Below are 24,221 nucleotides of genomic sequence, written 5' to 3' on the forward strand. Positions count from 1 at the left end.
ATGATTCTCGCTCTGGTAGATCACGAGCGAGAATCATAACAATCACGACGCCGACAGGGCGACACGTCAGATAAAACAGGTATGAAACCAGTGAAGAAAGAACCAGCCGAAGTGAATGCGGCCGCACTGCGGGTAGCGGAGTTGCGCCGGGTCTTACGCCATCACGAATACAAATATCACGTTGAAGATGCGCCCGACATTCCTGATATCGAATATGACAAGCTCATGCAGGAACTGAAAGCGTTAGAGGCGGATCACCCCGAACTGGTAACCAGTGATTCTCCCACGCAGCGCGTGGGCGCGGCACCGCTGGCGGCATTTGAGCAGGTACGTCATGAAGTGCCGATGTTATCGCTGGATAACGTCTTTGATGAAGAGAGCTATTTGGCCTTCAGCAAGCGAATTGGCGACAGGCTTAAAAACGGTGACGATCTGACATTCTGCTGCGAACTGAAACTGGATGGTTTAGCCGTCAGCTTGTTGTATGAAGAGGGTGTTTTGGTACAGGCGGCCACGCGCGGGGATGGCACGACCGGGGAAAATATCACCAGTAACATTCGTACCGTTGCAGCGATTCCACTGCGCCTTGAGGGTGACAATATTCCGCGTCGTGTTGAAGTACGCGGTGAAGTGTTTATGAAGCACAGCGGTTTTGAAAAGCTGAACGAAGAGGCTCGTCGTACGGGGAGTAAAGTTTTTGCTAACCCGCGTAACGCTGCCGCCGGATCGCTGCGCCAGCTTGATCCGCGCATTACGGCTAAGCGTCCACTGACCTTCTTCTGCTATGGCGTAGGTCTGCTGGAGGGCGGTGAGTTGCCTACGAGCCACTGGGAGCGGCTGATGCAGTTCAAGGCGTGGGGATTGCCGGTTAGCGACAGAATTAAACTATGCACGGGTCCGGCTGAAGTACTCGATTTTTATCGTCAGGTTGAGCAGACCCGCAGTTCGTTAGGCTTTGATATCGACGGCGTCGTTGTCAAAGTTGACTCTCTGGAACTGCAGGAGCGGTTAGGGTTTGTTGCCCGTGCGCCTCGCTGGGCGGTGGCCTTTAAATTCCCAGCGCAGGAGCAGCTGACCTGGGTGCGCGATGTTGAGTTTCAGGTCGGGCGTACAGGTGCGATTACGCCGGTTGCGCGTTTGGAACCCGTCGCTGTGGCCGGGGTTATCGTCAGCAACGCCACGCTGCATAATGCCGATGAAATTGAGCGGCTAGGTTTGCAGATTGGTGATCGCGTGATTGTGCGTCGAGCGGGGGATGTGATCCCGCAGATCGTCGGCATCGTGGAATCTGAGCGGCCAGAAACGGTGCGCCCGATCGTTTTCCCTGCGGCCTGTCCCGTATGTGGATCTGACGTTGAACGCGTAGAAGGTGAGGCCGTCACGCGCTGTACCGGTGGCCTGATCTGCGGTGCCCAGCGCAAAGAGGCACTGAAGCATTTTGTTTCTCGTCGCGCATTGGATGTGGAAGGCATGGGCGATAAGATCATCGATCAACTGGTGGAAAAAGAGTACGTCAAGACGCCAGCCGATCTGTTTCGTCTGAGTGCAGGGATCATGACGGGGCTGGATCGCATGGGGCCGAAATCCGCGACGAATCTGGTCAATGCGCTGGAAAAGGCGAAAAGCACCACGCTGGCACGTTTCCTCTATGCGCTGGGGATCCGTGACGTTGGCGAATCGACGGCGGCTAATCTGGCTGCGCATTTTGGTTCGCTGGAAGCCCTTTTTGCTGCCAATGAAGACGCGCTGCTGGAAGTGCCGGATGTCGGTAAAGTCGTCGCCGCGCACGTTCGCCATTTCCTTGAGGAAGAGCACAACCAAACCGTGATCCGCGAATTGACCGATCCCGCGGGCATCAACATTCACTGGCCTGAGGTTCAGGTCGTCAACGCTGAAGAGATCGACAGCCCATTTGCGGGGAAAACGGTGGTATTGACCGGATCGCTAAGTGTTCTGTCCCGCGACGAAGCCAAAGATCGGCTAACGGCGTTAGGGGCGAAAGTAAGCGGCAGCGTCTCGAAGAAAACCGATATGGTGATTGCGGGTGAAGCCGCGGGTTCTAAACTGGCGAAGGCGCAAGAATTGGGGATCCCAGTGCTCGATGAGGCGGAAATGATCCGACTATTGGGAGTGTAAGAGGTGGAAAAAGAAGACCTGATAGACATTGCCACGATGCAGATGCCGTTTGGTAAATACAAAGGGCGAGTGCTGATCGATTTACCGGAAGAGTACCTGCTGTGGTTCTCCCGCAAGGATGAATTTCCTAAAGGTCGCTTAGGGGAATTGATGCAGGTTACGCTGGCAATCAAGATAGAGGGTCTGCAAGGGTTGGTCACGCCGTTGAAGCGACCCCGTTCCTGACAATCCGTTCCTTGTCTAACCCCTGACGAAAAAAGATCGCTTCAATGAAGCGATCTTTCAGATTGCTGACAAAGTCCTGGCCGTGAGGCCAGGACTTTGATCTAATAAGGTCAGTACAAAAAACGGACTGACCGCCATGCTCAGAGAACCCGCCACACAGCAATACCAGTTTGAAATGGTCACACTTGAAGAACTGGTGCCTGAAGACCATCTGGTGCGCAAAATTGATGCCGCCATCGATTTCGAATTTATCCGCGATACGGTCACCCATCTCTATTGCCACAATAACGGACGTCCCGCCATCGACCCGGTGCGCCTGATTAAAATGATGCTGCTCGGTTACCTCTTCGGCATCCCTTCCGAGCGCCGTCTGGTAAAAGAAATTCAGGTCAACGTCGCCTACCGCTGGTTCCTGCGCATGGGGCTTACCGAAAAAGTGCCCGACGCCTCCACCCTCAGCCAGAACCGTATTCGCCGTTTTAACAACAGCGATGTCTTCCAGCAGATTTTTGACCATATCGTCGAACAGGCATTGTCACAGGGTATGGTCAATGGCCGTGTACTTTATACCGACAGCACACACCTGAAAGCTGATGCCAACCCGCGTAAATCTGTCAACGAACTACGCCCGGAAGGGGTAAGCGAATACATCGACCAACTCAATGCTGCTGTGGAGGCCGACAGGAAGCAACACGAAAAAAAGCCGCTGCCCGCCGCAAAAAACAAGCCAGAAAACACCGCCGCCGTTAAGAACACCAAAGTCAGCACCACCGACCCGGAGAGTGGCTTCATGCACCGGGACAACAAACCGCAGGGCTTCTTTTACCTCGACCACCGCACTGTGGATGGTAAGCACGGCATTATAACTGACACTCATGTGACGCCGGGGAATGTGCATGATAGTCAACCGTTTATAGGACGGCTTGAGCGGCAGATAACACGCTTCGGGCTGGAGCCAGTGGCGGCTGGTGTGGATGCGGGGTACTTCACAGCGGCGGTATGTCATCTGACACAGGAAATGGGCGTGGCGCTGGTGCCGGGCTACCGCAGACCGAACAAAGGACAAAATGAATACCAGAAGAAACACTTCACTTACGACCCCACGCGGGATGTGTATATCTGCCCGACAGAAAAATTATTGACGTACGGTACGACAGACCGCAACGGTTATCGGCACTATCGGTCAGACCCCAGCCTCTGCATAGGTTGTTCATTACGCGAGAACTGCACAAAAAACAGCAAGAAACAAAGAACCCTGACCCGGCATGTGTGGGAAGAGGCCAAAGAAGAAGCAAACAGACTACGGCTGACAAAATGGGGCAAGAAAATCTACGCGCGACGCAAGGAAACGGTGGAGAGAAGCTTCGCCGATGCGAAACAACATCATGGTCATCGCTATGCGCGGTTCCGTGGGTTGAAGAAAGTACAGATGCAATGTCTGTTGGCAGCAACGGCCCAGAATATGAAGAAAATGGCGCTGCTGGCGCTATTTTGTCGGTTTTTAGTGGCCCTGAAATGGATATTAGGGCGTGATAGCTGGCGTTCAGGTCCGATAAATGTCGTGATGGACTAAATAGTGAAAATACCGCGATCGCGACCTGCGGTCGCTTACAAAAACAAAACCCCACACAGAAACATGGGGTTCGTCAGCAGTCTGAAAGATCGCTTCAATGAAGCGATCTTTCACGTTTACTGGCTACCCCATCCCTGACGTAGATTAGACGTAGATATTAATCTGGTTGTCTGCTGTCGGGCGGTTAACGCCTTCTTGTTTAGCACTTTGAGTCGACGCAGAGGAAGCAGACTGCTGTTCCGAGCCTTCGCTCTGCAAACGGGCAATTTGCGCCTGTAGCATCTGGATCTGTGCCTGAATAGTCTGCTGCTGTTGCTGGATCTGCTGACGTTCTTCGTCGCTTTCTGCGCTGGAAGCGGATTCAGCCAGCTTACTGACCTGTTTGGTTAGCGTCTGGACCTGCTTATTGAGCTGCGCAATCTGTTGCTCAGAAGTGTTGCTACTGCTTTTACTGCTGCTTGCCGTTGTTGTCGATACGCTGATACTGCTGATGGTGTTTGACATTTTCCCTCCTGAAAAGATGCCGGTGTACCCTAATGACTTGTGCTACATGCCTTTGCATCGGCAATTTAAGCACTTTCTCGAAGGTAATATTGTTGGCAATCAAACATGAAACGCTCACTTTTTTGACAGCTCATGTAACAAAATGTATCAGTCAGTAAAGGGAGAAAAAGAAGATAGCGTCAGTTAACTTCCGTACACGTTAATCGCGCTATTCAGCCTTCTGGCTTGAAGGTTTAGCCCTTCAGCCGCTTCTGTGGAGTGCGTAACCATATCGGTGTTGCGCTGTGTCATTTGTTCTATCTGTGCAATAGAGGTATTGATCAGGCCCAATGCCGAGGTTTGCTCATGCGTTGCGTTGCTGATCTCTTTGATCATAGTGGAGACCTGCAAGACTTCATCAACAATGTCGCTGATATGCTTGCCCGCGTTCTCGACCATTATGCTGCCCTGTTTCACACTTTCGACGTTGGCGTCGATCAACGTTTTAATCTCTTTAGCCGCAGAGGCGGAATGCTGCGCCAGATTGCGAACCTCAGCGGCTACCACCGCAAACCCGCGTCCTTGTACGCCAGCACGAGCGGCTTCAACGGCCGCATTCAGCGCAAGGATGTTGGTCTGGAAGGCAATACTGTCTATCACGCCAATGATATCAACGATTTTATCGCTGGCGCTGGAGATGGAATCCATCATACCGATGGTTTCCTTCATGATATTGCCACCTTTAAACGCGGTGCTGCTGGCGGCTTCTGCCAAGGTGGTGGCCTGTGCTGCCGTTTCTGCACTCTGCTGCACGGCAACGGTAATTTCTTCAATGGCGGCGGCAGTTTGTTGCAGATTGGCCGATGTCTCTTCCGTGCGGGTATTCAAGTCGACATTGTTTTCCGCCAGCTTATGGCTGACGTTGGTGATGCCGTTTACCTGTGTACTGACGTCGTCGACAAGCGAATGCAGGTTCAGGCCAAACTGGTTAACAGAGCGTAGCAGCAAGCCGATTTCGTCGACCCGGTTCAGGTGGACATGCTTTACTTTACGGCCTGATACCACATGCTGAGCCTGCTTCAGTATCATCCTGATTGGCTGGGCAATTTGCTTTTGCAGAAACTGATCCATGATGACGATGAGTAGTAGCGTCAGTGCCAATAGCCACAGCGGATTTATGCCGTTGAACGCAAGCAGTGCGGGAATGAGGCCCACCGTTAAGACTGCCAGGCGCAAGCGCCAGCGGACTGATAATTTCTGTAAGAGCGACAGTGGCGAAAAGAGCCCAGTACGAACGACTAACCCTTTGTAGAACTTACGGCTGCCCGCCTGTTTTTTCTGCACGGCGCTATACAGCGTTTCGGCATACTTGATTTCTTCAGCGTTAGGCGTGTTACGTACTGAGATATAGCCTGCGAGCTGCTCCTGCTGATAAACCGGCGTAACGTTGGCGCGGACCCAGTAGTGGTCACCGTTATTGCGACGATTTTTAACTAATCCAGTCCAGCTATCGCCTTGTTTCAGCGTAAACCACATGTCGGCATAGGCTTCAACGGGCATGTCGGGATGGCGCACAATATTGTGAGGCTGATTGATGAGCTGCTCTTCGGAAAAACCACTAACCGTGATGAAGGCAGAGTTGGCATAGGTGATGTGGCTGTGAATATTTGTCGTGGACATCAATATGGTGTCCATGTCTAACAGATACTCCTGCTGTGTAACAGGTGTATTTAATCTCATTAGAAACCCCGGCGTACGTATCCCGCTCAGTTTTCATGTTCAGACACGTTGGCCGCTTTTCTTGCTTCAGACGCTCTGGTTGTTACAGAGGCTGAAACGCCATGTTGCTGCCGAATGGTCCGTCCCGTGAAATCTGTCAGGCATATTGCTGTATAAATATTCAAGTTATTCAAATAGGTATACTGAAATTTTTTGGGTGACGCGTTCATTTATATAAAATAATGTCAGACATTATTTATAATGATCAGCCTATTTACCCTATATTGTGCGTGATGGAGATTTTGTAACTGTATTTTTGTAACAAATATGTCATCAGTGTTAGCACGCTTTTTCAGCACGCGTAAATTTATGATGAGGATGATTATCTGTCAATTGATTCATTTTATTGACAATAAATAAATGGTAAAAAATGATTAAAAATAGGGTGAGTAAAATAGAGATTTTTCTTAAAAGGTGTTTTGGTGTCGATGATGATGACGTTAAGAAGAATGACTTGTTAAGTTTTTTTTATTTTTTCTTTGCGTGAATGAAATTAAATGTTGCTGCTCTGCTGTTTATTCTTTTAATTACGACTTTCTTCCATGTTTATTGACGCTGAATTTATTATAGATCAAATAATGCGATCCGCAGGCCAGATAATGACGCTGGCCTGCGGAGAACGGTAATCAGGTTACTGGCGCTGGATTGAAGACGGCCAGTGCATTATGCAGTCCCCACTGATCGGACCAAGTTTTTTTCCTGCCGCTGGCGATATCCAAAATGAAGTGGAAAAGCTGCCAGCCCACGTCTTCGATCGTGGCCTCTCCGGTAGCAATGGTTCCGGCATCAATATCCATCAGATCGTGCCAGCGGTTTGCCAATGCGGTTCGGGTTGCCATTTTGATGACAGGGACAGCCAGCAGGCCATAGGGTGTGCCACGACCGGTGGTGAAGACTTGCACGGTGATACCAGAAGCGAGCTGTTGAGTGCCACACACGAAATCACTGGCTGGCGTTGCGGCGTAAATCAGCCCGCGTTTGGTTGGGCGCTGACCGGGGGACAGGACTTCGACAATCGCGCTGGTGCCGGATTTGGCGATGGAGCCGAGCGCTTTTTCCACCACGTTCGCGAGGCCACCTTTTTTGTTGCCCGGCGATGGGTTAGCGCTACGATCGGTCTGCCCGCTGTCGAGGTAGTTATCGTACCAGGCCATTTCTTCCAGCAAGCGTTTACCGACCTCTTCATTGATGACGCGCGGCGTTAACAGATGAATGGCGTCGCGTACTTCGGTCACTTCGGAGAACATGACGGTTGCGCCGCAGCGTACCAGCAGATCGGATGCAAAACCAACGGCTGGGTTCGCGGTGACGCCGGAGAAAGCATCGCTGCCGCCACACTGCATGCCGACAACCAGCTCAGAGGCTGGGCAGGTTTCACGCTGACGTTTGTTCAACCGCTGTAGGTGCTTGTCTGCCATCGTCAGAATGTCATCCACCATCGATCTGAAACCAACGTGGTGTTCATCCTGCAAGCGGACAATGCTGGTGTCGTCAAGGGAGATGGCCTGTACGTCAGACGTCCCTTCCAGCAGGCGTTCCGGCTGTAATTTTTCACAGCCCAGACCAACCACCAGTATCTCGCCACCAAAATTTGGGTTCAGCGCCAGATTGTGAATGGTACGGATAGGAACCACCGCAGCAGGGGCATTGATTGCTACGCCACAGCCATAAAGATGGTTGAGTGCGACAACGCCATCCACATTGGGATATCTCGGCAATAAATCGCGCTCGATAATTTTGACGACATAGTCGACCACGCCCGCGACGCAGTGCACGCTGGTGCTGATGCCCAGCAGATTTTTCGTGCCTACGCTGCCGTCGGCGTTGCGGTAACCTTCAAAGGTATAACCTTCCAGCGCAGGCAGCGCGGGTGGGATTTTGGTCGCTAGCGGCAGGGTTTCCAGCGCGGGAGCTTGAGGCAACTCGACCAACGATTCATCGATCCAGCTTCCTTTCGCAATATCACGCTGCGCATACCCGATAATTTCACCATAGCGGATGATGGCGCCTGATTTGGCGATATCCACAAGGGCAACTTTGTGACCTTGCGGAACATGCTCAATTAATTCGAGATCATCATTAAAACGGGTTCCGGCACGTAAGCCATTATTATTAACAACAATGGCAACATTATCAGAATCGTGGACCTTAATATAAAGTGGCTGCTCTTGTGCAGCATTACTTTCTGATTTATCTGACATGATGCAAGCCTTTATTATTGGTTTATCAGAAACACGGTGGTAGCTATTACCACACTATTACTTCATTGCTCGCTAATGAGTATACGTGAGGTTCCCTTCTCGTACATTATGCAATTGACCTAAGCCAGTGCTTTTTGTTTCTGATTTATCAGGCGAAGCCCCAGTTTTTGGTGAGATTGATCACATTCTTTCAGCGCACGGTTTTTAAGTCAGAAATGAAAATAATGTGTATGAATGTAAAAAGAGAATAGCGGCGTTTTTCGTGAAACACCTCGCACTATATAGGGCAAGTGCACCAACATATTCAAAAGGACATTTTTAATGTTGTGCTTTTAGCTAGTGAGCAGTCAGTGGGTAAAAATTATAATGTTCCTGCGAGTTGAAGATGTCAGCTAATTACTCTGAGGCTATATAGCCTGGCTATTCGCAAAAAAAATAAAAATGGGAATTTAACTATCCACTGATCTTCATTCTGATAACCCTACACCGTTATCTGTTATTCGGAATGAATGAGCGAACCGCGATTGAAGCAGGAGTTCATCATGAATACAGTAAGCTCAGCAGCTGGCGCGATACAAAAGAGAACAAACGCCCGCTACTGGATTGTCGTGATGTTGTTTATTGTCACGTCATTTAACTATGGGGACCGCGCAACCTTGTCCATTGCTGGTTCAGCAATGTCTAAGGAAATTGGGCTGGATGCGGTGGGGATGGGCTATATCTTCTCTGCTTTCTCCTGGGCATATGTTATTGGGCAAATACCCGGAGGCTGGCTGCTCGATCGCTTTGGTTCAAAGAAAGTCTACTTCTATAGTATTTTTACCTGGTCGATTTTTACCTTATTACAAGGTTTTGTCGATATCTTCAGCGGTGCGGGCATCGTCATTTCCCTGTTCTTGCTGCGCTTTATGGTTGGTTTGTGTGAATCACCCTCCTTCCCGGGGAATAGCCGAATTGTAGCGGCCTGGTTCCCTGCACAAGAGCGCGGTACTGCTGTCGCGATATTCAACTCGGCACAATACTTCGCTACCGTGATTTTTGCTCCTATCATGGGCTGGCTGGTACACGCCGTGGGTTGGGCGCATGTGTTCTGGTTCATGGGCGGATTGGGGATCATTCTGAGCTTTGTCTGGCTGAAAGTGATCCACGATCCTAAAGATCACCCTAGCGTGAATCAGGCCGAACTGGATTACATCGAGGCCGGTGGCGCACTGATCAATATGGATGCCAAAGGGTCGAAGAAAGCGACTGAAAAGGGTGAAAAATGGCACCAGATCAAGCAATTAATGCAGTCCCGTATGATGCTTGGTGTTTACATCGGTCAATATTGTATTAACGCACTGACTTACTTCTTCATCACCTGGTTCCCGCTTTATCTGGTTCAGGCGCGCGGTATGTCGATCCTCAAAGCAGGATTCGTCGCCTCGGTTCCTGCTATCTGTGGTTTTGTGGGAGGCGTTCTGGGCGGCATTATTTCCGATTACCTGATGCGCAGGACTAATTCACTGACCTTTGCCCGTAAAACGCCAATCGTTCTCGGTATGTTGCTCTCCATGTCGATGGTGATTTGTAACTACGTTGAAACCGAGTGGGTCGTTATTGCGGTGATGTCTGCAGCCTTCTTCGGCAAAGGCATTGGTGCGCTGGGCTGGGCGGTTATGGCCGATACTGCACCGAAAGAAATCAGCGGATTGAGCGGTGGACTGTTCAATATGTTTGGTAACGCGTCTGGTATCGTGACGCCGATTGCGATTGGCTACATCATCGGAATGACCGGTTCCTTCAATGGTGGTCTGGTGTATGTCGGGATTCATGCGCTGGTTGCGATCTTCAGCTACCTGTTCATTGTGAAAGATATTAAACGTGTCGAATTGAAGCCGTTCGTTAAGAATTAAGGCCAGTCGTTACCGTATTAGTTTGAATATAGGCAATAACACAAAACGCTGTTCCATCAGTATGATGGCGCAGCGTTTCGCTATATACCCGTCATACTTCAAATTGCATGTGCGTTGGCTGCGCTCACGCACCCGAATCACTTACCTGAGTAAGCTCATCGGGATGCCTTCTCTTGCCGCCTGCCTGAAACTCGAATTATTTAGGGTATAGATTTGTCATTTATTCATGCCCTTTAACGTCGGGTTTTACCTCTTGTAAATCGGGTGCCAAGGGACGTATTGCGGTGTTGATAAAGCAGAAATTCGCTTTTCTCGGTTTTCGTGAAACACCTCCCATTGGTCTGTGATAATGACATATTTAATCTGCATTTTGTCAGGGAATGCTGTGCTATTGCCCAATGAGTTGTGAAATAAGAAAACTTATACTTTTTACTGAGGTTGGTAAGGCAGCATTGATGACGACACTGCTTTTCTGACTGTTTTATTCCGATATCGGGACAGTAATAACCTGTTTTTATTCTGATAACCCTACAAGCAGTGTTCAGTTCAAATCAGAGTAAAAACAAGGTCGCGCTAATAAAGTAGGAAAACAACATGAAATCATCTACTGGTGCACCATCTGTTTTTTATTTCTGTATGACTGAATTATTTTCATCTACTTCAACGCGCCCCTGCGTTGTGGCAAACATCGGAAACCTAAGCGTCAATCCTGTGCGCTCCATTTGTGACGGGAGCCTGTCATGACACACTTTTCAGCGACGCCCGTGATTACTGACATGAAAGTCATCCCCGTTGCGGGCTATGACAGCATGTTGCTGAACATTGGCGGTGCGCATGGTGCTTACTTCACGCGTAACCTCGTCATTTTAACCGACAGCGCTGGGCATACCGGTGTTGGCGAAGCGCCCGGTGGCGACGTCATTTACAACACGCTGGTTGAAGCCATTCCCCGTGTGAAAGGCGAACAAATCGCCCGCATGAACCGTCTGGTTCATGACATCCATGTCGGCAACCAGTCTTCTGATTTTGATTCCTTTGGCAAAGGTGCCTGGACGTTTGAACTGCGTGTGAATGCGGTGGCGGCACTCGAAGCTGCGTTGCTCGATCTGCTGGGGCAATTCATGGAGGTCCCCGTTGCTGAGCTGCTGGGACCGGGTAAACAGCGTGATGAAGTCACCGTGCTCGGTTACCTGTTCTATATCGGTGATCGTACGAAGACGGATCTACCCTATTTATCTGGTGAGAAAGGCAAGCACGAGTGGTATCACCTGCGTCACCAGCAGGCGATGGACAGCGACGCGATTGTGCGCTTGGCCGAAGCCACGACTGACCGCTACGGATTTAAAGATTTCAAACTCAAAGGTGGTGTACTGCCTGGCGAGCAGGAAATCGATACCGTGAAAGCGCTGAAAAAGCGTTTCCCAGATGCGCGTATTACCGTCGATCCAAACGGTGCCTGGCTGCTGGATGAAGCTATCGGGTTGTGCAAAGACATGAAGGGCATTCTGACCTACGCGGAAGATCCGTGCGGTGCTGAACAAGGTTTCTCCGGTCGTGAAGTGATGGCGGAATTCCGTCGTGCCACCGGGCTACCGGTCGCGACCAACATGATTGCGACCAACTGGCGCGAAATGAACCATGCCGTGATGCTACAGGCGGTCGATATTCCGCTGGCCGATCCGCATTTCTGGACAATGCACGGTGCGGTGCGCGTCGCCCAACTGTGTGATGAGTGGGGCCTGACGTGGGGCTGCCATTCCAATAACCACTTCGATATTTCTCTGGCGATGTTCACGCACGTAGGGGCGGCGGCACCGGGTAACCCGACGGCGATTGATACGCACTGGATTTGGCAGGAAGGGCAGCATCTGACCAAAGAGCCACTGCAAATCGTCAACGGCAAGATTAAGGTGCCGGACCGTCCCGGTCTGGGAATTGAGCTGGATAGGGAACAGGTCATGAAAGCCCACGATCTGTACAAAAAATTACCGAGCGGGGCACGTAATGATGCCGCCGCCATGCAGTACCTGATTCCTGGTTGGAAATTTGATCGTAAACGCCCGGTTTTTGGCCGCTAACCCTACATAGAAAAATTAGAGAGAAAGGATAAGAAAATGACATTGCAAAGTTCAACTCCGGTGATTACCCACATGCAGGTTATTCCGGTCGCAGGTCACGACAGTATGCTGCTCAACCTGAGTGGCGCACATGCACCTTATTTCACTCGCAACATTGTGATCCTGAAAGATAACGCTGGGAATACCGGTGTCGGCGAAATTCCCGGCGGTGAGAAAATCCGTCAGACGCTGGAAGATGCTGCTGCGCTGGTGGTGGGCAAAACGCTGGGCGAATACAAAAACGTGATGACGGCGGTACGTGTGCAGTTCGCCGACCGCGATGCTTCCGGACGCGGTTTGCAGACATTCGATCTGCGTACCACTATCCATGTCGTCACGGGGATCGAAGCCGCCATGCTCGATCTGCTGGGGCAATTCCTCAACGTCAGCGTGGCCTCGCTGCTGGGCGATGGTCAACAGCGTGATGCCGTCGAGATGCTGGGTTATCTGTTCTACATCGGCGATCGTAATAAAACCGATCTGCCTTACCAGAGTCAGGCTAACGAGAAATGCGACTGGTATCGCCTGCGTCATGAAGAAGCGCTGACGCCAGAAACCATCGTGCGTCTGGCTGAAGCCGCGTATGAAAAATACGGTTTCAACGATTTCAAACTGAAAGGCGGCGTACTGGCCGGTAGCGAAGAGGCCGAAGCGGTTACCGCGCTGGCGAAACGCTTCCCACAGGCTCGCATCACGCTGGATCCGAACGGTGCCTGGTCGCTGGATGAAGCTATCGGCCTGGGTAAACAGCTACGCGGCGTGCTGGCGTATGCAGAAGATCCATGCGGCGCGGAGCAAGGTTTCTCCGGTCGTGAAGTGATGGCGGAATTCCGCCGTGCGACGGGGCTGCCTACTGCGACCAACATGATCGCCACCGACTGGCGGCAGATGGGGCACACCATTTCGCTGCAATCGGTCGATATCCCGTTGGCCGATCCGCACTTCTGGACGATGCAAGGTTCCGTACGTGTGGCGCAGATGTGCCACGAATGGGGCTTAACCTGGGGCTCTCACTCCAATAACCACTTTGATATTTCACTGGCCATGTTTACTCAGGTCGCTGCGGCGGCTCCGGGCAAGATTACGGCGATTGATACGCATTGGATCTGGCAGGAAGGTAATCAACGCCTGACGAAAGAACCGTTGCAGATTGTTGGCGGCATGGTGGAAGTGCCGAAGAAACCGGGTCTGGGCGTCGAACTGGATATGGATCAGGTGATGAAAGCACACGAACTGTATAAAAACATGGGATTAGGCGCACGTAACGACGCCATGGGAATGCAGTACCTTATTCCTGAGTGGACGTTTGATAATAAACGTCCGTGTCTGGTTCGCTAACATTCTGATTTTCCGTTTTTTGAGCGCGCCGCTTCAGGCAAGCGGCGCTGGAATGACCGAGGATAAAAAATGAAGACTCCGCTGTTACCTAACCGTTTTCGCCAGGATTTACTGCACGGGAAAACGTTGATTGGCTGCTGGTGTGCGCTGGGCAACCCGATTTCAACTGAAGTGCTGGGGCTGGCGGGATTCGACTGGCTGGTGCTGGATGGAGAGCATGCGCCTAACGATATCGTGACGTTTATTCCTCAGCTCATGGCGTTGAAAGGCAGCCACAGCGCGCCCGTCGTCCGTCCGCCGTGCAATGAGCCGATCATCATCAAACGACTGCTGGATATCGGGTTCAATAACTTCCTGATTCCTTTCGTGGAAACGGCGGAAGAAGCTGCGCGTGCGGTCGCGTCAACCCGTTATCCGCCAGCGGGTATCCGCGGCGTTTCCGTGGCGCACCGTAGCAACGGCTATGGCACCGAACCGAACTATTTTGCCAACATTAACGACAACATTACCGTCGTAGTGCAAATCGAAAGTCAGGACGGCCTCGATAATCTGGATGCAATTATTGCCGTAGACGGCGTAGACGGCGTATTTGTTGGCCCGAGCGACCTGTCTGCGGCGCTCGGCTATCTCGGTCAGCCTAACCACCCTGACGTGCAGAAAGCGATCCGCCACATCTTCGATCGTGCGGCGGCGCATAACAAGCCGTGCGGCATTCTGGCTCCGGTTGAAGCCGATGCGCGTCGCTATCTGGAATGGGGCGCAAGCTTCGTTGCAGTCGGTAGCGATCTGGGCGTGTTCCGCAGCGCAACACAGGCGCTGAGCGACAAGTACAAGAAGTAATTCAGTCATTCCGTGCGAATCGGATCCGCCATGAGGCGGGTTCATCGTGAATTGAAGTGATATCTACATCAGACAATGAGGTTAGGGCGATGAAAATTGGTTTTATTGGATTGGGCATCATGGGAAAACCGATGAGTAAAAATCTGCTGAAAGCAGGTTACTCATTAGTCGTGATGGACAGAAATCTGGACGCGGTCGCGGAAGTGGTTGCAGCGGGTGCCACTGCGGCTACAACGCCGAAACAGGTTGCAGAGCAGTGCGATGTCATCATCACCATGCTGCCTAACTCTCCACACGTTAAAGACGTGGTGCTGGGTGAAAACGGCGTCATCGACGGTGCTCGCGCCGGAAGCATTGTAGTGGATATGAGCTCAATCGCCCCGCTTGCCAGCCGTGAAATTGCTACCGCACTGGCGGCGAAAGAGATCGCTATGCTGGACGCGCCGGTCAGTGGCGGTGAGCCTAAAGCGATCGACGGCACGCTGTCCGTGATGGTCGGTGGCGACAAAGCTCAGTTTGATCGCTGCTTTGAGATTCTGAAATCCATGGCGGGTTCCGTTGTTCATACCGGTGATATCGGTGCAGGGAACGTGACCAAACTGGCGAATCAGGTGATTGTGGCGCTGAACATTGCCGCCATGTCTGAAGCGTTGGTGCTGGCGACGAAAGCTGGGGTTAACCCAGATCTGGTTTATCAGGCGATCCGCGGTGGATTGGCGGGCAGCACCGTGCTGGATGCGAAAGCGCCGATGGTGATGGATCGTAACTTTAAGCCAGGTTTCCGCATCGATCTGCACATCAAGGATTTGGCGAACGCGCTGGATACCTCACACGGCGTCGGCGCACAGTTGCCGTTAACGGCGGCGGTGATGGAAATGATGCAGGCGCTGAAAGCGGACGATCTGGGATCGGCCGACCACAGTGCGCTGGCGTGCTACTACGAGAAGCTGGCCAAAGTTGAAGTTACGCGATAAGCCGTGAAGCGATAGTCACGAGGCTGGCACGGGATGCCAGCCGACTGGCAGATAATCACTCTGATCTACCTCCTGGGTTTCAGGATCTGCTGCCCTGAACGTTGGCAGGTATAAGCGCCGTTTCATGAGCGCGCGGATTATTGATGCAATCGGAACGTTGATGAAATCGGATCGTTTATGAAAATAGTGATCGCACCGGATTCTTATAAAGAAAGTCTGTCTGCACAAGAGGTTGCTACGCAGATTGAAAAGGGATTTCGTGAAATATTTCCCGATGCCTGCTATGTCAAATTGCCTGTTGCAGATGGTGGGGAAGGCACCGTTGAAGCCATGGTCGCTGCGACCGATGGCAAGATTGTGAATGTTAAGGTGACAGGACCGTTAGGCGATAACATCGATGCGTTCTTTGGCCTGTCTGGTGATGAAAAAACGGCTTTTATTGAGATGGCGGCGGCAAGCGGTCTGGAGCGTGTGCCTTCGCAACTGCGTAATCCGTTAAAAACCACCAGCTATGGCACGGGTGAGTTGATTCGCTGCGCGTTGGATCACGGTGTTCGGCACTGCATCATCGGAATTGGCGGGAGCGCAACCAATGACGGCGGGTCGGGCATGGTACAGGCGCTGGGCGCGAAGTTGCTGGATAAGCAGGGCGAACAGATTGGTTTTGGCGGTGGTGAACTCGACAAACTTGAACGCATCGATATCAGCGAGCTGGATGAGCGTATTAAAAATTGTCGCTTTGAAGTGGCTTGCGATGTGACTAACCCGTTGACGGGGAAACAGGGCGCGTCGGCGATTTTTGGCCCCCAGAAAGGGGCAACGCCGGAGATGATTGAACAGTTGGATAATGCGCTGAAGCATTATGCGGCGGTGATTCGCCACGATCTGGATATGGATGTGGAACACGTTCCCGGTGCGGGCGCGGCGGGCGGTATGGGGGCAGCGCTACAGGCTTTTTGCGGCGCTGAGCTACGTCAGGGCATTGAGATTGTCACGGAAGCGTTGGGGCTGGATGAACTCGTACGAGATGCCACGCTGGTGATTACCGGGGAAGGGCGCATAGACAGCCAGACGATCCACGGCAAAGTACCGATTGGTGTGGCGCGGATTGCCAAACAGTATAATAAACCGGTGATTGGCATTGCCGGTAGCCTGACGGCAGATGTCGCCGTGGTGCATGAACATGGCCTGGATGCCGTATTCAGCGTGCTTTACAACATCTGTTCACTCGAAGAAGCGCTGGATAATGCGGCAGAGAATGTACGGATGACGGCACGTAATATCGCCGCCACGATCCGACTGGCGCAGTCGGTATCGCGTTGATCGTCATCGTGATTCGATGGTGTTTGGTATTTTTCTATGCAGACTGAGAGACGATTTCGTGCGCCACAATACGGCTATTTCATGCTACTTCGCAGCACGCGCCCGACACGGGACGGCTCACACGCCGCTCGCCCCGTGACCCCAGGCTTTCGGCGGAAATTATGCCGCTAACGCGGTACCTTCGTCGATATCCGGCTTAACGGATCGCTTGCGACACGTTTACTCGCCCCATAAATGGGGCTCGCCCTTCGGGCCAGCACGAGTGCTGTTCAAAAACGTCTCTGGCGTTTTTGTCCGACGTGGCGCAAGCTTTCGCCGCGTCCTGCGGCTCATCCGAAGCCCGCTATCTCCTCAGCATAATTTTTTACGCCGTATGACAGCAAAGCGCACGAAACGGTCTCTGCATCCACATAGCATGTGACAAAAATACAGGTCTATGCTGGGATATTGATTACGAATGCATTGATTTGATATGCGGCTGGGCGGCTTTGTTGACGTTGTCGATTTCGTCCAGCAATTCCAGCCACTCGGGGTCCAGATCGCTGGCGTGAACCCCTTTACGCAGCTGTTGTTCCAGATAGCGGCAGATGCGTTGCAGACGCGGAACACCGCTGTAGCTGCAACTGCCGTGCAGTTTATGAACCAGCTCAATGATGCCATCATCCGTCTGCCCCTTCAGCACGTTTTCTATCTTCCGCTGAACCTCTGGCAAGAAGTCCAACAGCATTTGCAGCAGGTCGCGCGCCAGTTCTGGTTTGTTGGCCGCCTGTTGCTGCGCCAGCGCCCAGTCGAGCGATAGCTGGCTATCGTTGTGCTCACTCAGTAAACCTATGATATCGCCTCGGTAGCGCTTCAACGGATCTCTCCTCGCATGGCGTGTCAGCACGCTTTTCAGCATCTGTTCGTCTATCGGTTTAGCCAAATAGTCATCCATACCCGAACGCAGCAGATGCTCACGTTCCCCCGTCATGGTCTGCGCTGTCACCGCAATGATAGGCGTGGTGGCATGGTGAGGGATCTGACGGATCAATTCGCTGGCGCAAATGCCGTCCATACCCGGCATCTGAATATCCATGAGGATAATGTCGTACTGATTCCGTTCTGCCTGTGCAATCGCATCTTGTCCGCTTTCGCACAGGATAATCGTCTCGACCTGCTCTTCCAGCAGCGTGCCGATCAGTTTCAGATTAGCTGGGTTGTCGTCCACCGCCATCACCCTCAGTGGCAAACGGGCAGGATGTCGCATTGCACTCTGGTTTGGTGCGGCGGCATCCGACAGAAAAGAGAGCTGGAACAGCGTGCTGTCGTGTAACAGCGGCAGCAGGCGTGACGCGGCGAGCGGTTTACTTAGGCAGGCATGTACGCCGAAGGTTTTCAACTGCTCGGCATCCATTTGTGCGAGGCTGGGCAGCGCCAGAATCACATAAGGCGAACGGCGGCAGATATCGCGCAGTCTGGGGGTGTAGTCGAGCAGAGAGTTGCGATATTGGACGGGAATACCGAGCAGCAGGATATCGAATCCCCCTTCCGGCAGTTGCTCAAACGTCGGGCTGTAGCTCACGATAAGCGGCGTCTGGCTCAGGATATCCAGCGTGGCCTGTGCGGCAATAGAATGGGACTCAACGTACGCCAGATGCTTGCCTTGCAACATCGTGTAGGCTGGCTCGGTCGGCATGGCGTGCGGGTTGAGCGGCAGCGTGATATGGAACCAGAAGGTCGATCCCTTGTTGAGTTCGCTCTGAAAACTGATGTCGCCACCCATCTCTTTGACCAAGCGCTGGGTGATGACCAGCCCGAGACCCGTGCCGCCATGACGGCGCGAAATACTGGTGTCGGCCTGGCGGAAAGCCTGGAACAACTGCGATTGCTGCAACTCGGCAATACCGATGCCGGTATCGCGTATTTGCACCTCTAGCTGCACCTGATGTGGTTCCTGCCGGCGCTTCTCCACCCGAATATCGATATTGCCCTGTTCGGTAAATTTAATCGCGTTGCCCAGCAAGTTGGTGATGATTTGCTGTATCCGCAGTGGATCGCCGACAAACTGTTCGGGCACGTCATTCTGAATACTGAGCGTCAGCTCCAATCCTTTTTCATGTGCCGTGTGCGCCAGTAGCATCACCACGTCGTCCAGCGTGTTGTGCAGGGAGAACGGAATATCCTCCAGCACTAGCTTTCCGGCTTCCAGCTTTGAGAAATCCAGCACATCGTTAATAATATTCAGCAAGTTATTGGCAGACCGCTCGATGGTGCGTAGATAGTCCGTCTGCGTGGTGTTCAGCGGCGTCTTCAACGTCTGGCGGGTGAAACCGATCACGCCATTCAGTGGCGTTCTCAGTTCGTGCGACATATTTGCCAGAAACTCTGATTTGATGCGTGCCGCTTCCTGCGCGCGCTTTTTGGCCAGATCCAGTTCGACGTTCTGGATCTCCATCTGCTCCAGCGTTTCCCGCAGATCGTAGGTCGCCTGATCGATATTTTGCTGCATTTCTTCGTGGTAGGCGGTCAGCGACATCGCCATCGAGTTGATGCCGTTTTTCAGCATATCCAGCTCGCCGAGCATGTAACCTTCGACCCGGCTATCCAATTGCCCACGGCGAATGCGGTCAACGGTATCCACCATATTACGAATCGGGGTGGTGACATCCCGCATCAGACGATAGGCAAAGATGACGGCAGCGCCCAAAGAGAGCAGCAGCAAGAGCGCGGCAATGAACATTTCCTGATACTGCTGAAGCTGAATGGGGCTGGTATCCAGCTCGATCACCAGATAGCCGAGAGGTGTCGCGGTACTGGGTAGCACCGGAGTCGTTCCGCCCTGCATGAATTCGCTGTCATTGACGATCGGCATGTGCAGAATCAGCGCGTCATTCGTGTGGTGCAGGTGCAGTTTATTGTGTGCAAGTACATCGTTGCTGAGCGACTGCAATGTCACGTTGTTGCGTACGTTGGTGGTCGCCAGAAGCTGATTACGCGCATCGAACACGCTAATAGTACGAATAATCGCGGAATGGCGGCGATGAAGCGTATTGATTAATGCTGGAATCGTGTCCATCTGGCGATGGGTAATGGCGTAAGCGCTGATGGTTGCCAGCGGCTCAATGATACTGGCGCCTGAATCGGCCAACTGCGACTGCAACTGATTGTAACGATGAATCACGAAGAACGAACTCAGCAGCAGCCCGATCATCAGCGTCGGTGCCAAAATCAGTATCAACATCCGTGCACGAAGACTGTATTTGGTCATGAGGTTCCAATGTGGGAGAATTAGAGGATGCTGAGCACCCAATGATGTCATTAGTTATCGGGTACTGCATGTACCGGTTACAGCCGTTCAACTCAAGAGAAAATCGATAGTACATTATGGCGCAATTCTACTCTCCAAACCGGCGTGTGACGACCCGGAAAGCAATTCCTGCTAAGAACCTCACTGTTACGGTCACGTCGCTTGATCCATTTGGGCAGGGGGTGGCGCGTCACGAAGGCAAGACGGTGTTTGTCACGGGTGTACTGCCGGGAGAGCAGGCCGAGGTCCAACTGACAGAAGAGAAACGTCAGTTTTCGCATGCAAAACTTAAACGCCTTCTGATCCATAGCCCGCAGCGCGTCGCACCGCCGTGTCCGCATTTTACCCGCTGTGGCGGCTGCCAGCAGCAGCATGCGGACATCGCGCTGCAACAGAGCAGCAAAACGGCTGCATTGATGCGTCTGATGACGCGGGAAACGGGCGTAGATCTGTCTGAAGCCTCGCTGATTGCTGGCACACCTTATGCCTATCGGAGGCGCGCGCGGCTTGCGTTATACTTTCAGGCAAAAGAGCAGCGTCTGTTGATGGGCTATCGGCAGCCAAATTCTCACGATCTGGTGGATATCAAATCCTGTCCGGTGTTGCGCCCCGAGCTTGAAGCGTTGCTGCAACCGCTGCGCGACTGCCTGAGCCGATTAAAGGCGGTGAAGCGCCTTGGGCATGTAGAACTGGTGCAAGCGGATAACGGTCCGCTGCTGGTGCTGAGGCACCTTGATCCACTCCATTCATCGGATCAGCAGGCGCTGCGTGATTTTGCGCAGCAGCAGGGCGTTTCGGTTTATCTGGCACCGGATGCCGATTCGCTGACGTGTCTACAGGGCGAAGAGCCGGTTTATCACGTTGCTGGGCTGACGCTGGCCTTTAGCCCGCGCGATTTTATTCAGGTTAATGACGCGGTGAACCAGCAGATGGTCGCGCAGGCGCGGGCATGGCTGGATGTGCAACCGCAGGATAGAATATTAGATCTGTTTTGTGGCATGGGTAACTTCACGCTACCGCTGGCACAGCATGCCGCGAGCGTCGTCGGCGTTGAAGGGGTGACCGCGTTAGTTGAGAAAGGACGCGAAAATGCCCAGCGCAATGGGTTGTCCAATGTCACATTTTTTCACCAAAATCTTGAAGATCATGTCACGCAGCAGCCATGGGCGGTTCAGGGTTTTGATAAGATATTACTTGATCCGGCACGTGCGGGCGCGGCAGGCGTGATGGAGCAGATAACCAGACTGGCACCTAAACGGGTGGTGTATGTTTCCTGTAACGCCACGACGCTAGCGCGCGACAGCAAAGTCTTACTGGCTGCGGGTTTTAGACTGGCGAATGTCGCCATGTTGGATATGTTTCCACATACCGGTCACCTTGAATCGATGGCACTGTTTTTGCACGATACGGGCACGCGGAAGGCGCAATAAGCAGCAAAAACGCATCATTTGCAAGGTGAAGGGTAACGTAGGGAGAAATTATGGTTGCGGTAAGAAGTGCGCATTTGAATACGGAAGGTGAGTTTGTCCCTGACGCGTGGATTGCTTCACTGGGCATTGCCAGTCAGCAATCGTGTGAACGTTTAGCCGAAACCTGGCGTTATTGTGAGCAGCAAACGCAAGACCACGCTGATGCGCCGCTACTGCTGTGGCGTGGCATCGAAATGGTGGAAATCCTGTCCACACTCAGCATGGACAATGACAGCATGCGCGCGGCGCTGCTCTTTCCGCTGGCCGATGCGAACGTGGTCGATGAGGCGACGCTAGAAGCCGCGTTTGGGAAAAACATCGTTGATTTGGTGCATGGCGTGCGCGATATGGATGCAATTCGCCAGCTCAAAGCGACGCAGAATGATTCCGGCGCGTCTGAGCAGGTCGATAACATCCGCCGCATGCTGCTGGCGATGGTGGAAGATTTCCGCTGCGTGGTGATCAAACTCGCGGAGCGGATCGCGCATCTGCGTGAAGTGAAGGATGCCCCAGAAGAAGAACGGGTATTGGCAGCCAAAGAGTGTACCAATATCTATGCGCCGCTGGCTAACCGCCTGGGTATCGGCCAGTTGAAGTGGGAGCTGGAGGATTTCTGCTTCCGCTATCTGCATCCTGATGAATATAAAAAAATTGCCAAGCTGCTGCACGAACGCCGTATCGATCGCGCGCAGTACATTGACGATTTTGTCAAAACGCTGCGCAACGCGATGAAAGAAGAGGGCGTGCAGGCGGAGATCTACGGTCGTCCCAAGCATATCTACAGCATCTGGCGCAAGATGCAGAAGAAGGCGCTGTCGTTCGATGAGTTGTTCGATGTGCGCGCAGTGCGCATTGTCGTTGAACGCTTGCAGGATTGCTACGGCGCGCTCGGTATTGTGCATACCCATTATCGCCATCTGCCGGACGAGTTTGACGACTACGTCGCTAACCCCAAACCAAACGGTTATCAGTCCATCCACACGGTGGTGCTAGGGCCGGGCGGGAAGACGCTTGAAATTCAGATTCGCACGCGTCAGATGCATGAAGATGCTGAACTGGGCGTGGCGGCACACTGGAAATACAAAGAAGGCACGGCTGTCGGCGGGCGTTCCGGCTACGAAGGCCGCATTGCCTGGCTGCGTAAACTGCTTGCCTGGCAGGAAGAAGTGGCGGATTCGAATGACGTACTGGACGAAGTTCGCAGTCAGGTGTTTGACGACCGGGTTTATGTCTTTACGCCGAAAGGCGATGTGGTGGATCTCCCCATGGGCTCCACGCCGTTGGATTTTGCCTATCACATCCACAGTGATATCGGGCACCGCTGCATCGGGGCGAAAATCGGCGGACGTATCGTGCCGTTTACCTATCAACTGCAAATGGGCGATCAGATTGAAATCATCACCCAGAAGCAACCGAACCCGAGCCGTGACTGGCTGAACCCGAATCTGGGGTATATCACCACTAGTCGCGGACGTTCGAAGATTCAGAACTGGTTCCGTAAGCAAGATCGCGACAAGAACATTCTGGCGGGTCGACAGATCCTGGATGACGAACTGGCGCATCTGGGTGTCAGCCTGAAAGCAGCGGAAAAACTGCTGCTGCCACGCTACAACGTGAATTCGCTGGATGAGTTACTGGCTGCTATCGGTGGCGGTGATGTTCGCCTGAACCAGATGGTGAATTTCCTGCAATCGCAGCTAAAACAGCCGAGCGCGGAAGAACTGGATCGCGAAGCGCTGCGCCAACTGACGCAAAAATCGCATCAGCCTGTGGCACGTAACACGAAGGACAACGGCCGTGTGGTGGTAGAAGGTGTAGGCAATCTGATGCACCACATTGCCCGCTGCTGCCAGCCGATTCCGGGTGATGAGATCACTGGGTTTATCACGCGCGGACGGGGCATTTCGATTCACCGCGCGGACTGTGAACAGTTGGACGAACTGCGTGCCAGTTCGCCGGAACGCATTGTCGATGCCGTCTGGGGAGAAAGCTACTCCAGCGGCTATTCGCTGGTGGTGAGGGTGATTGCCAACGATCGTAGCGGGCTGCTGCGCGATATCACCACGATTCTGGCGAATGAGAAGGTTAATGTACTGGGCGTCGCCAGCCGCAGCGACACCAAGCAGCAACTGGCCACGATTGATATGGATATCGAGATCTACAACTTGCAGGTGCTGAGCCGCATTCTGGCGAAACTCAACCAACTGCCGGATGTGATTGACGCGCGGCGCCAGCAGGGGGCGTGACACTTCCCTACGTTTCCTTCATCGGCTGCCTTTTAGGCTCAAATGATGTAGGGAATCACTGGGGCTGGCTGTTACCCAGCGTAAGAAATTATGCTGAGGAGATAGCAGGCTTAGGATGAGCGGCATGGATGCCGCGAAAGCTTGCGCCACGTCGGGAACGTGTCGCAAGCGGTCCGTTAAGCCAGATACCGACGAGGGTATCGCGCAGCGACATAATTTAGCCGGAAGCCAGGGTTCACAGGGCGACGGCGATTGAGCCGCCCTGTGTCGGGCGCATGCTACGGGGTAGCATGAAAATGGCGGTATTGTGGCGCACGAAACCCTTCCCACATCGGC

15 protein-coding genes are annotated in these 24,221 nt (G+C 52.8%); 11 read left to right on the forward strand and 4 right to left on the reverse strand.

From position 1 onward, the window contains the following. Positions 1 to 81: 81 nt before the first annotated feature. From ligA to IG609_RS03845, 3 genes are all read left to right on the forward strand, one after another. A complete protein-coding gene (gene ligA / locus IG609_RS03835; protein ID WP_193397309.1) occupies positions 82 to 2,136 on the forward strand; it encodes an NAD-dependent DNA ligase LigA in 2,055 nt (684 codons plus the stop codon). Positions 2,137 to 2,139: 3 nt separating this feature from the next. Then, the gene (locus IG609_RS03840) at positions 2,140 to 2,361 is read left to right on the forward strand and encodes a DUF3820 family protein (RefSeq protein ID WP_193397308.1); all 222 of its coding nucleotides are present in this window, start codon (positions 2,140 to 2,142) and stop codon (positions 2,359 to 2,361) included. A 136-nt stretch (positions 2,362 to 2,497) separates the two neighbouring features. After that, positions 2,498 to 3,934 carry an IS1182 family transposase gene (locus IG609_RS03845; protein WP_226374242.1) on the forward strand — a complete coding sequence of 479 codons (1,437 nt, stop codon included), beginning with the start codon at positions 2,498 to 2,500 and terminating at the stop codon, positions 3,932 to 3,934. Between the two features lie 144 nt (positions 3,935 to 4,078). Here the strand turns inward: IG609_RS03845 and IG609_RS03850 are convergent, their stop codons facing one another. The 3 genes from IG609_RS03850 to garD all read right to left on the reverse strand — a co-directional run bounded on the left by IG609_RS03850 (position 4,079) and on the right by garD (position 8,397). Then, on the reverse strand, positions 4,079 to 4,438 hold the full coding sequence (locus IG609_RS03850; RefSeq protein ID WP_116162427.1) for a FlxA-like family protein: 360 nt from the start codon (positions 4,436 to 4,438) through the stop codon (positions 4,079 to 4,081). A gap of 183 nt (positions 4,439 to 4,621) precedes the next feature. After that, the gene (locus tag IG609_RS03855) at positions 4,622 to 6,157 is read right to left on the reverse strand and encodes a methyl-accepting chemotaxis protein (protein ID WP_167469130.1); all 1,536 of its coding nucleotides are present in this window, start codon (positions 6,155 to 6,157) and stop codon (positions 4,622 to 4,624) included. 665 nt (positions 6,158 to 6,822) lie between these two features. Then, a complete protein-coding gene (garD, locus tag IG609_RS03860) occupies positions 6,823 to 8,397 on the reverse strand; it encodes a galactarate dehydratase (protein ID WP_193397307.1) in 1,575 nt (524 codons plus the stop codon). Between the two features lie 542 nt (positions 8,398 to 8,939). Here garD and IG609_RS03865 point away from each other — a divergent pair. From IG609_RS03865 to IG609_RS03890, 6 genes are all read left to right on the forward strand, one after another. Further along, entirely contained in the window at positions 8,940 to 10,292 is a 1,353-nt protein-coding gene (locus IG609_RS03865) for an MFS transporter (protein ID WP_103861738.1), read from the forward strand. 740 nt (positions 10,293 to 11,032) lie between these two features. After that, entirely contained in the window at positions 11,033 to 12,370 is a 1,338-nt protein-coding gene (locus tag IG609_RS03870) for an enolase C-terminal domain-like protein (RefSeq protein ID WP_193397305.1), read from the forward strand. 36 nt (positions 12,371 to 12,406) lie between these two features. Further along, positions 12,407 to 13,747 carry a glucarate dehydratase gene (gene gudD, locus IG609_RS03875; protein ID WP_193397304.1) on the forward strand — a complete coding sequence of 447 codons (1,341 nt, stop codon included), beginning with the start codon at positions 12,407 to 12,409 and terminating at the stop codon, positions 13,745 to 13,747. A gap of 69 nt (positions 13,748 to 13,816) precedes the next feature. Further along, on the forward strand, positions 13,817 to 14,587 hold the full coding sequence (gene garL, locus IG609_RS03880) for a 2-dehydro-3-deoxyglucarate aldolase (protein WP_193397303.1): 771 nt from the start codon (positions 13,817 to 13,819) through the stop codon (positions 14,585 to 14,587). Positions 14,588 to 14,676: 89 nt separating this feature from the next. After that, the gene (garR, locus tag IG609_RS03885) at positions 14,677 to 15,561 is read left to right on the forward strand and encodes a 2-hydroxy-3-oxopropionate reductase (protein ID WP_010285153.1); all 885 of its coding nucleotides are present in this window, start codon (positions 14,677 to 14,679) and stop codon (positions 15,559 to 15,561) included. A gap of 177 nt (positions 15,562 to 15,738) precedes the next feature. After that, complete coding sequence (locus IG609_RS03890; protein ID WP_193397302.1) at positions 15,739 to 16,884, forward strand: glycerate kinase; 1,146 nt, start codon at positions 15,739 to 15,741, stop codon at positions 16,882 to 16,884. Between the two features lie 451 nt (positions 16,885 to 17,335). On the opposite strand, the gene barA is transcribed toward IG609_RS03890, so the two are convergent. Next, positions 17,336 to 20,131: a two-component sensor histidine kinase BarA gene (barA, locus tag IG609_RS03895; protein WP_193397301.1), complete on the reverse strand. Its 2,796-nt coding sequence runs from the start codon at positions 20,129 to 20,131 to the stop codon at positions 17,336 to 17,338. A gap of 116 nt (positions 20,132 to 20,247) precedes the next feature. On the opposite strand from barA, the gene rlmD reads away from it, so the two are divergent. Further along, the gene (gene rlmD, locus IG609_RS03900; protein WP_193397300.1) at positions 20,248 to 21,600 is read left to right on the forward strand and encodes a 23S rRNA (uracil(1939)-C(5))-methyltransferase RlmD; all 1,353 of its coding nucleotides are present in this window, start codon (positions 20,248 to 20,250) and stop codon (positions 21,598 to 21,600) included. Positions 21,601 to 21,650: 50 nt separating this feature from the next. Next, positions 21,651 to 23,885: a GTP diphosphokinase gene (gene relA / locus IG609_RS03905; RefSeq protein ID WP_116162411.1), complete on the forward strand. Its 2,235-nt coding sequence runs from the start codon at positions 21,651 to 21,653 to the stop codon at positions 23,883 to 23,885. Positions 23,886 to 24,221: the final 336 nt, after the last annotated feature.

The organism is Pectobacterium quasiaquaticum (assembly GCF_014946775.2).
Classification (GTDB): Bacteria; Pseudomonadota; Gammaproteobacteria; order Enterobacterales; family Enterobacteriaceae; genus Pectobacterium; species Pectobacterium aquaticum.

Excerpts from the sequence above, each read along its gene's own strand:
- ligA (WP_193397309.1), top strand. The coding sequence starts at position 82 with ATGAAACCAGTGAAGAAAGAACCAGCCGAAGTGAATGCGGCCGCACTG.
- IG609_RS03845 (WP_226374242.1), top strand. The coding sequence starts at position 2,498 with ATGCTCAGAGAACCCGCCACACAGCAATACCAGTTTGAAATGGTCACA.
- IG609_RS03850 (WP_116162427.1), bottom strand. The coding sequence starts at position 4,438 with ATGTCAAACACCATCAGCAGTATCAGCGTATCGACAACAACGGCAAGC.
- IG609_RS03855 (WP_167469130.1), bottom strand. The coding sequence starts at position 6,157 with ATGAGATTAAATACACCTGTTACACAGCAGGAGTATCTGTTAGACATG.
- garD (WP_193397307.1), bottom strand. The coding sequence starts at position 8,397 with ATGTCAGATAAATCAGAAAGTAATGCTGCACAAGAGCAGCCACTTTAT.
- IG609_RS03865 (WP_103861738.1), top strand. The coding sequence starts at position 8,940 with ATGAATACAGTAAGCTCAGCAGCTGGCGCGATACAAAAGAGAACAAAC.
- IG609_RS03870 (WP_193397305.1), top strand. The coding sequence starts at position 11,033 with ATGACACACTTTTCAGCGACGCCCGTGATTACTGACATGAAAGTCATC.
- gudD (WP_193397304.1), top strand. The coding sequence starts at position 12,407 with ATGACATTGCAAAGTTCAACTCCGGTGATTACCCACATGCAGGTTATT.
- garL (WP_193397303.1), top strand. The coding sequence starts at position 13,817 with ATGAAGACTCCGCTGTTACCTAACCGTTTTCGCCAGGATTTACTGCAC.
- garR (WP_010285153.1), top strand. The coding sequence starts at position 14,677 with ATGAAAATTGGTTTTATTGGATTGGGCATCATGGGAAAACCGATGAGT.
- IG609_RS03890 (WP_193397302.1), top strand. The coding sequence starts at position 15,739 with ATGAAAATAGTGATCGCACCGGATTCTTATAAAGAAAGTCTGTCTGCA.
- barA (WP_193397301.1), bottom strand. The coding sequence starts at position 20,131 with ATGACCAAATACAGTCTTCGTGCACGGATGTTGATACTGATTTTGGCA.
- rlmD (WP_193397300.1), top strand. The coding sequence starts at position 20,248 with ATGGCGCAATTCTACTCTCCAAACCGGCGTGTGACGACCCGGAAAGCA.
- relA (WP_116162411.1), top strand. The coding sequence starts at position 21,651 with ATGGTTGCGGTAAGAAGTGCGCATTTGAATACGGAAGGTGAGTTTGTC.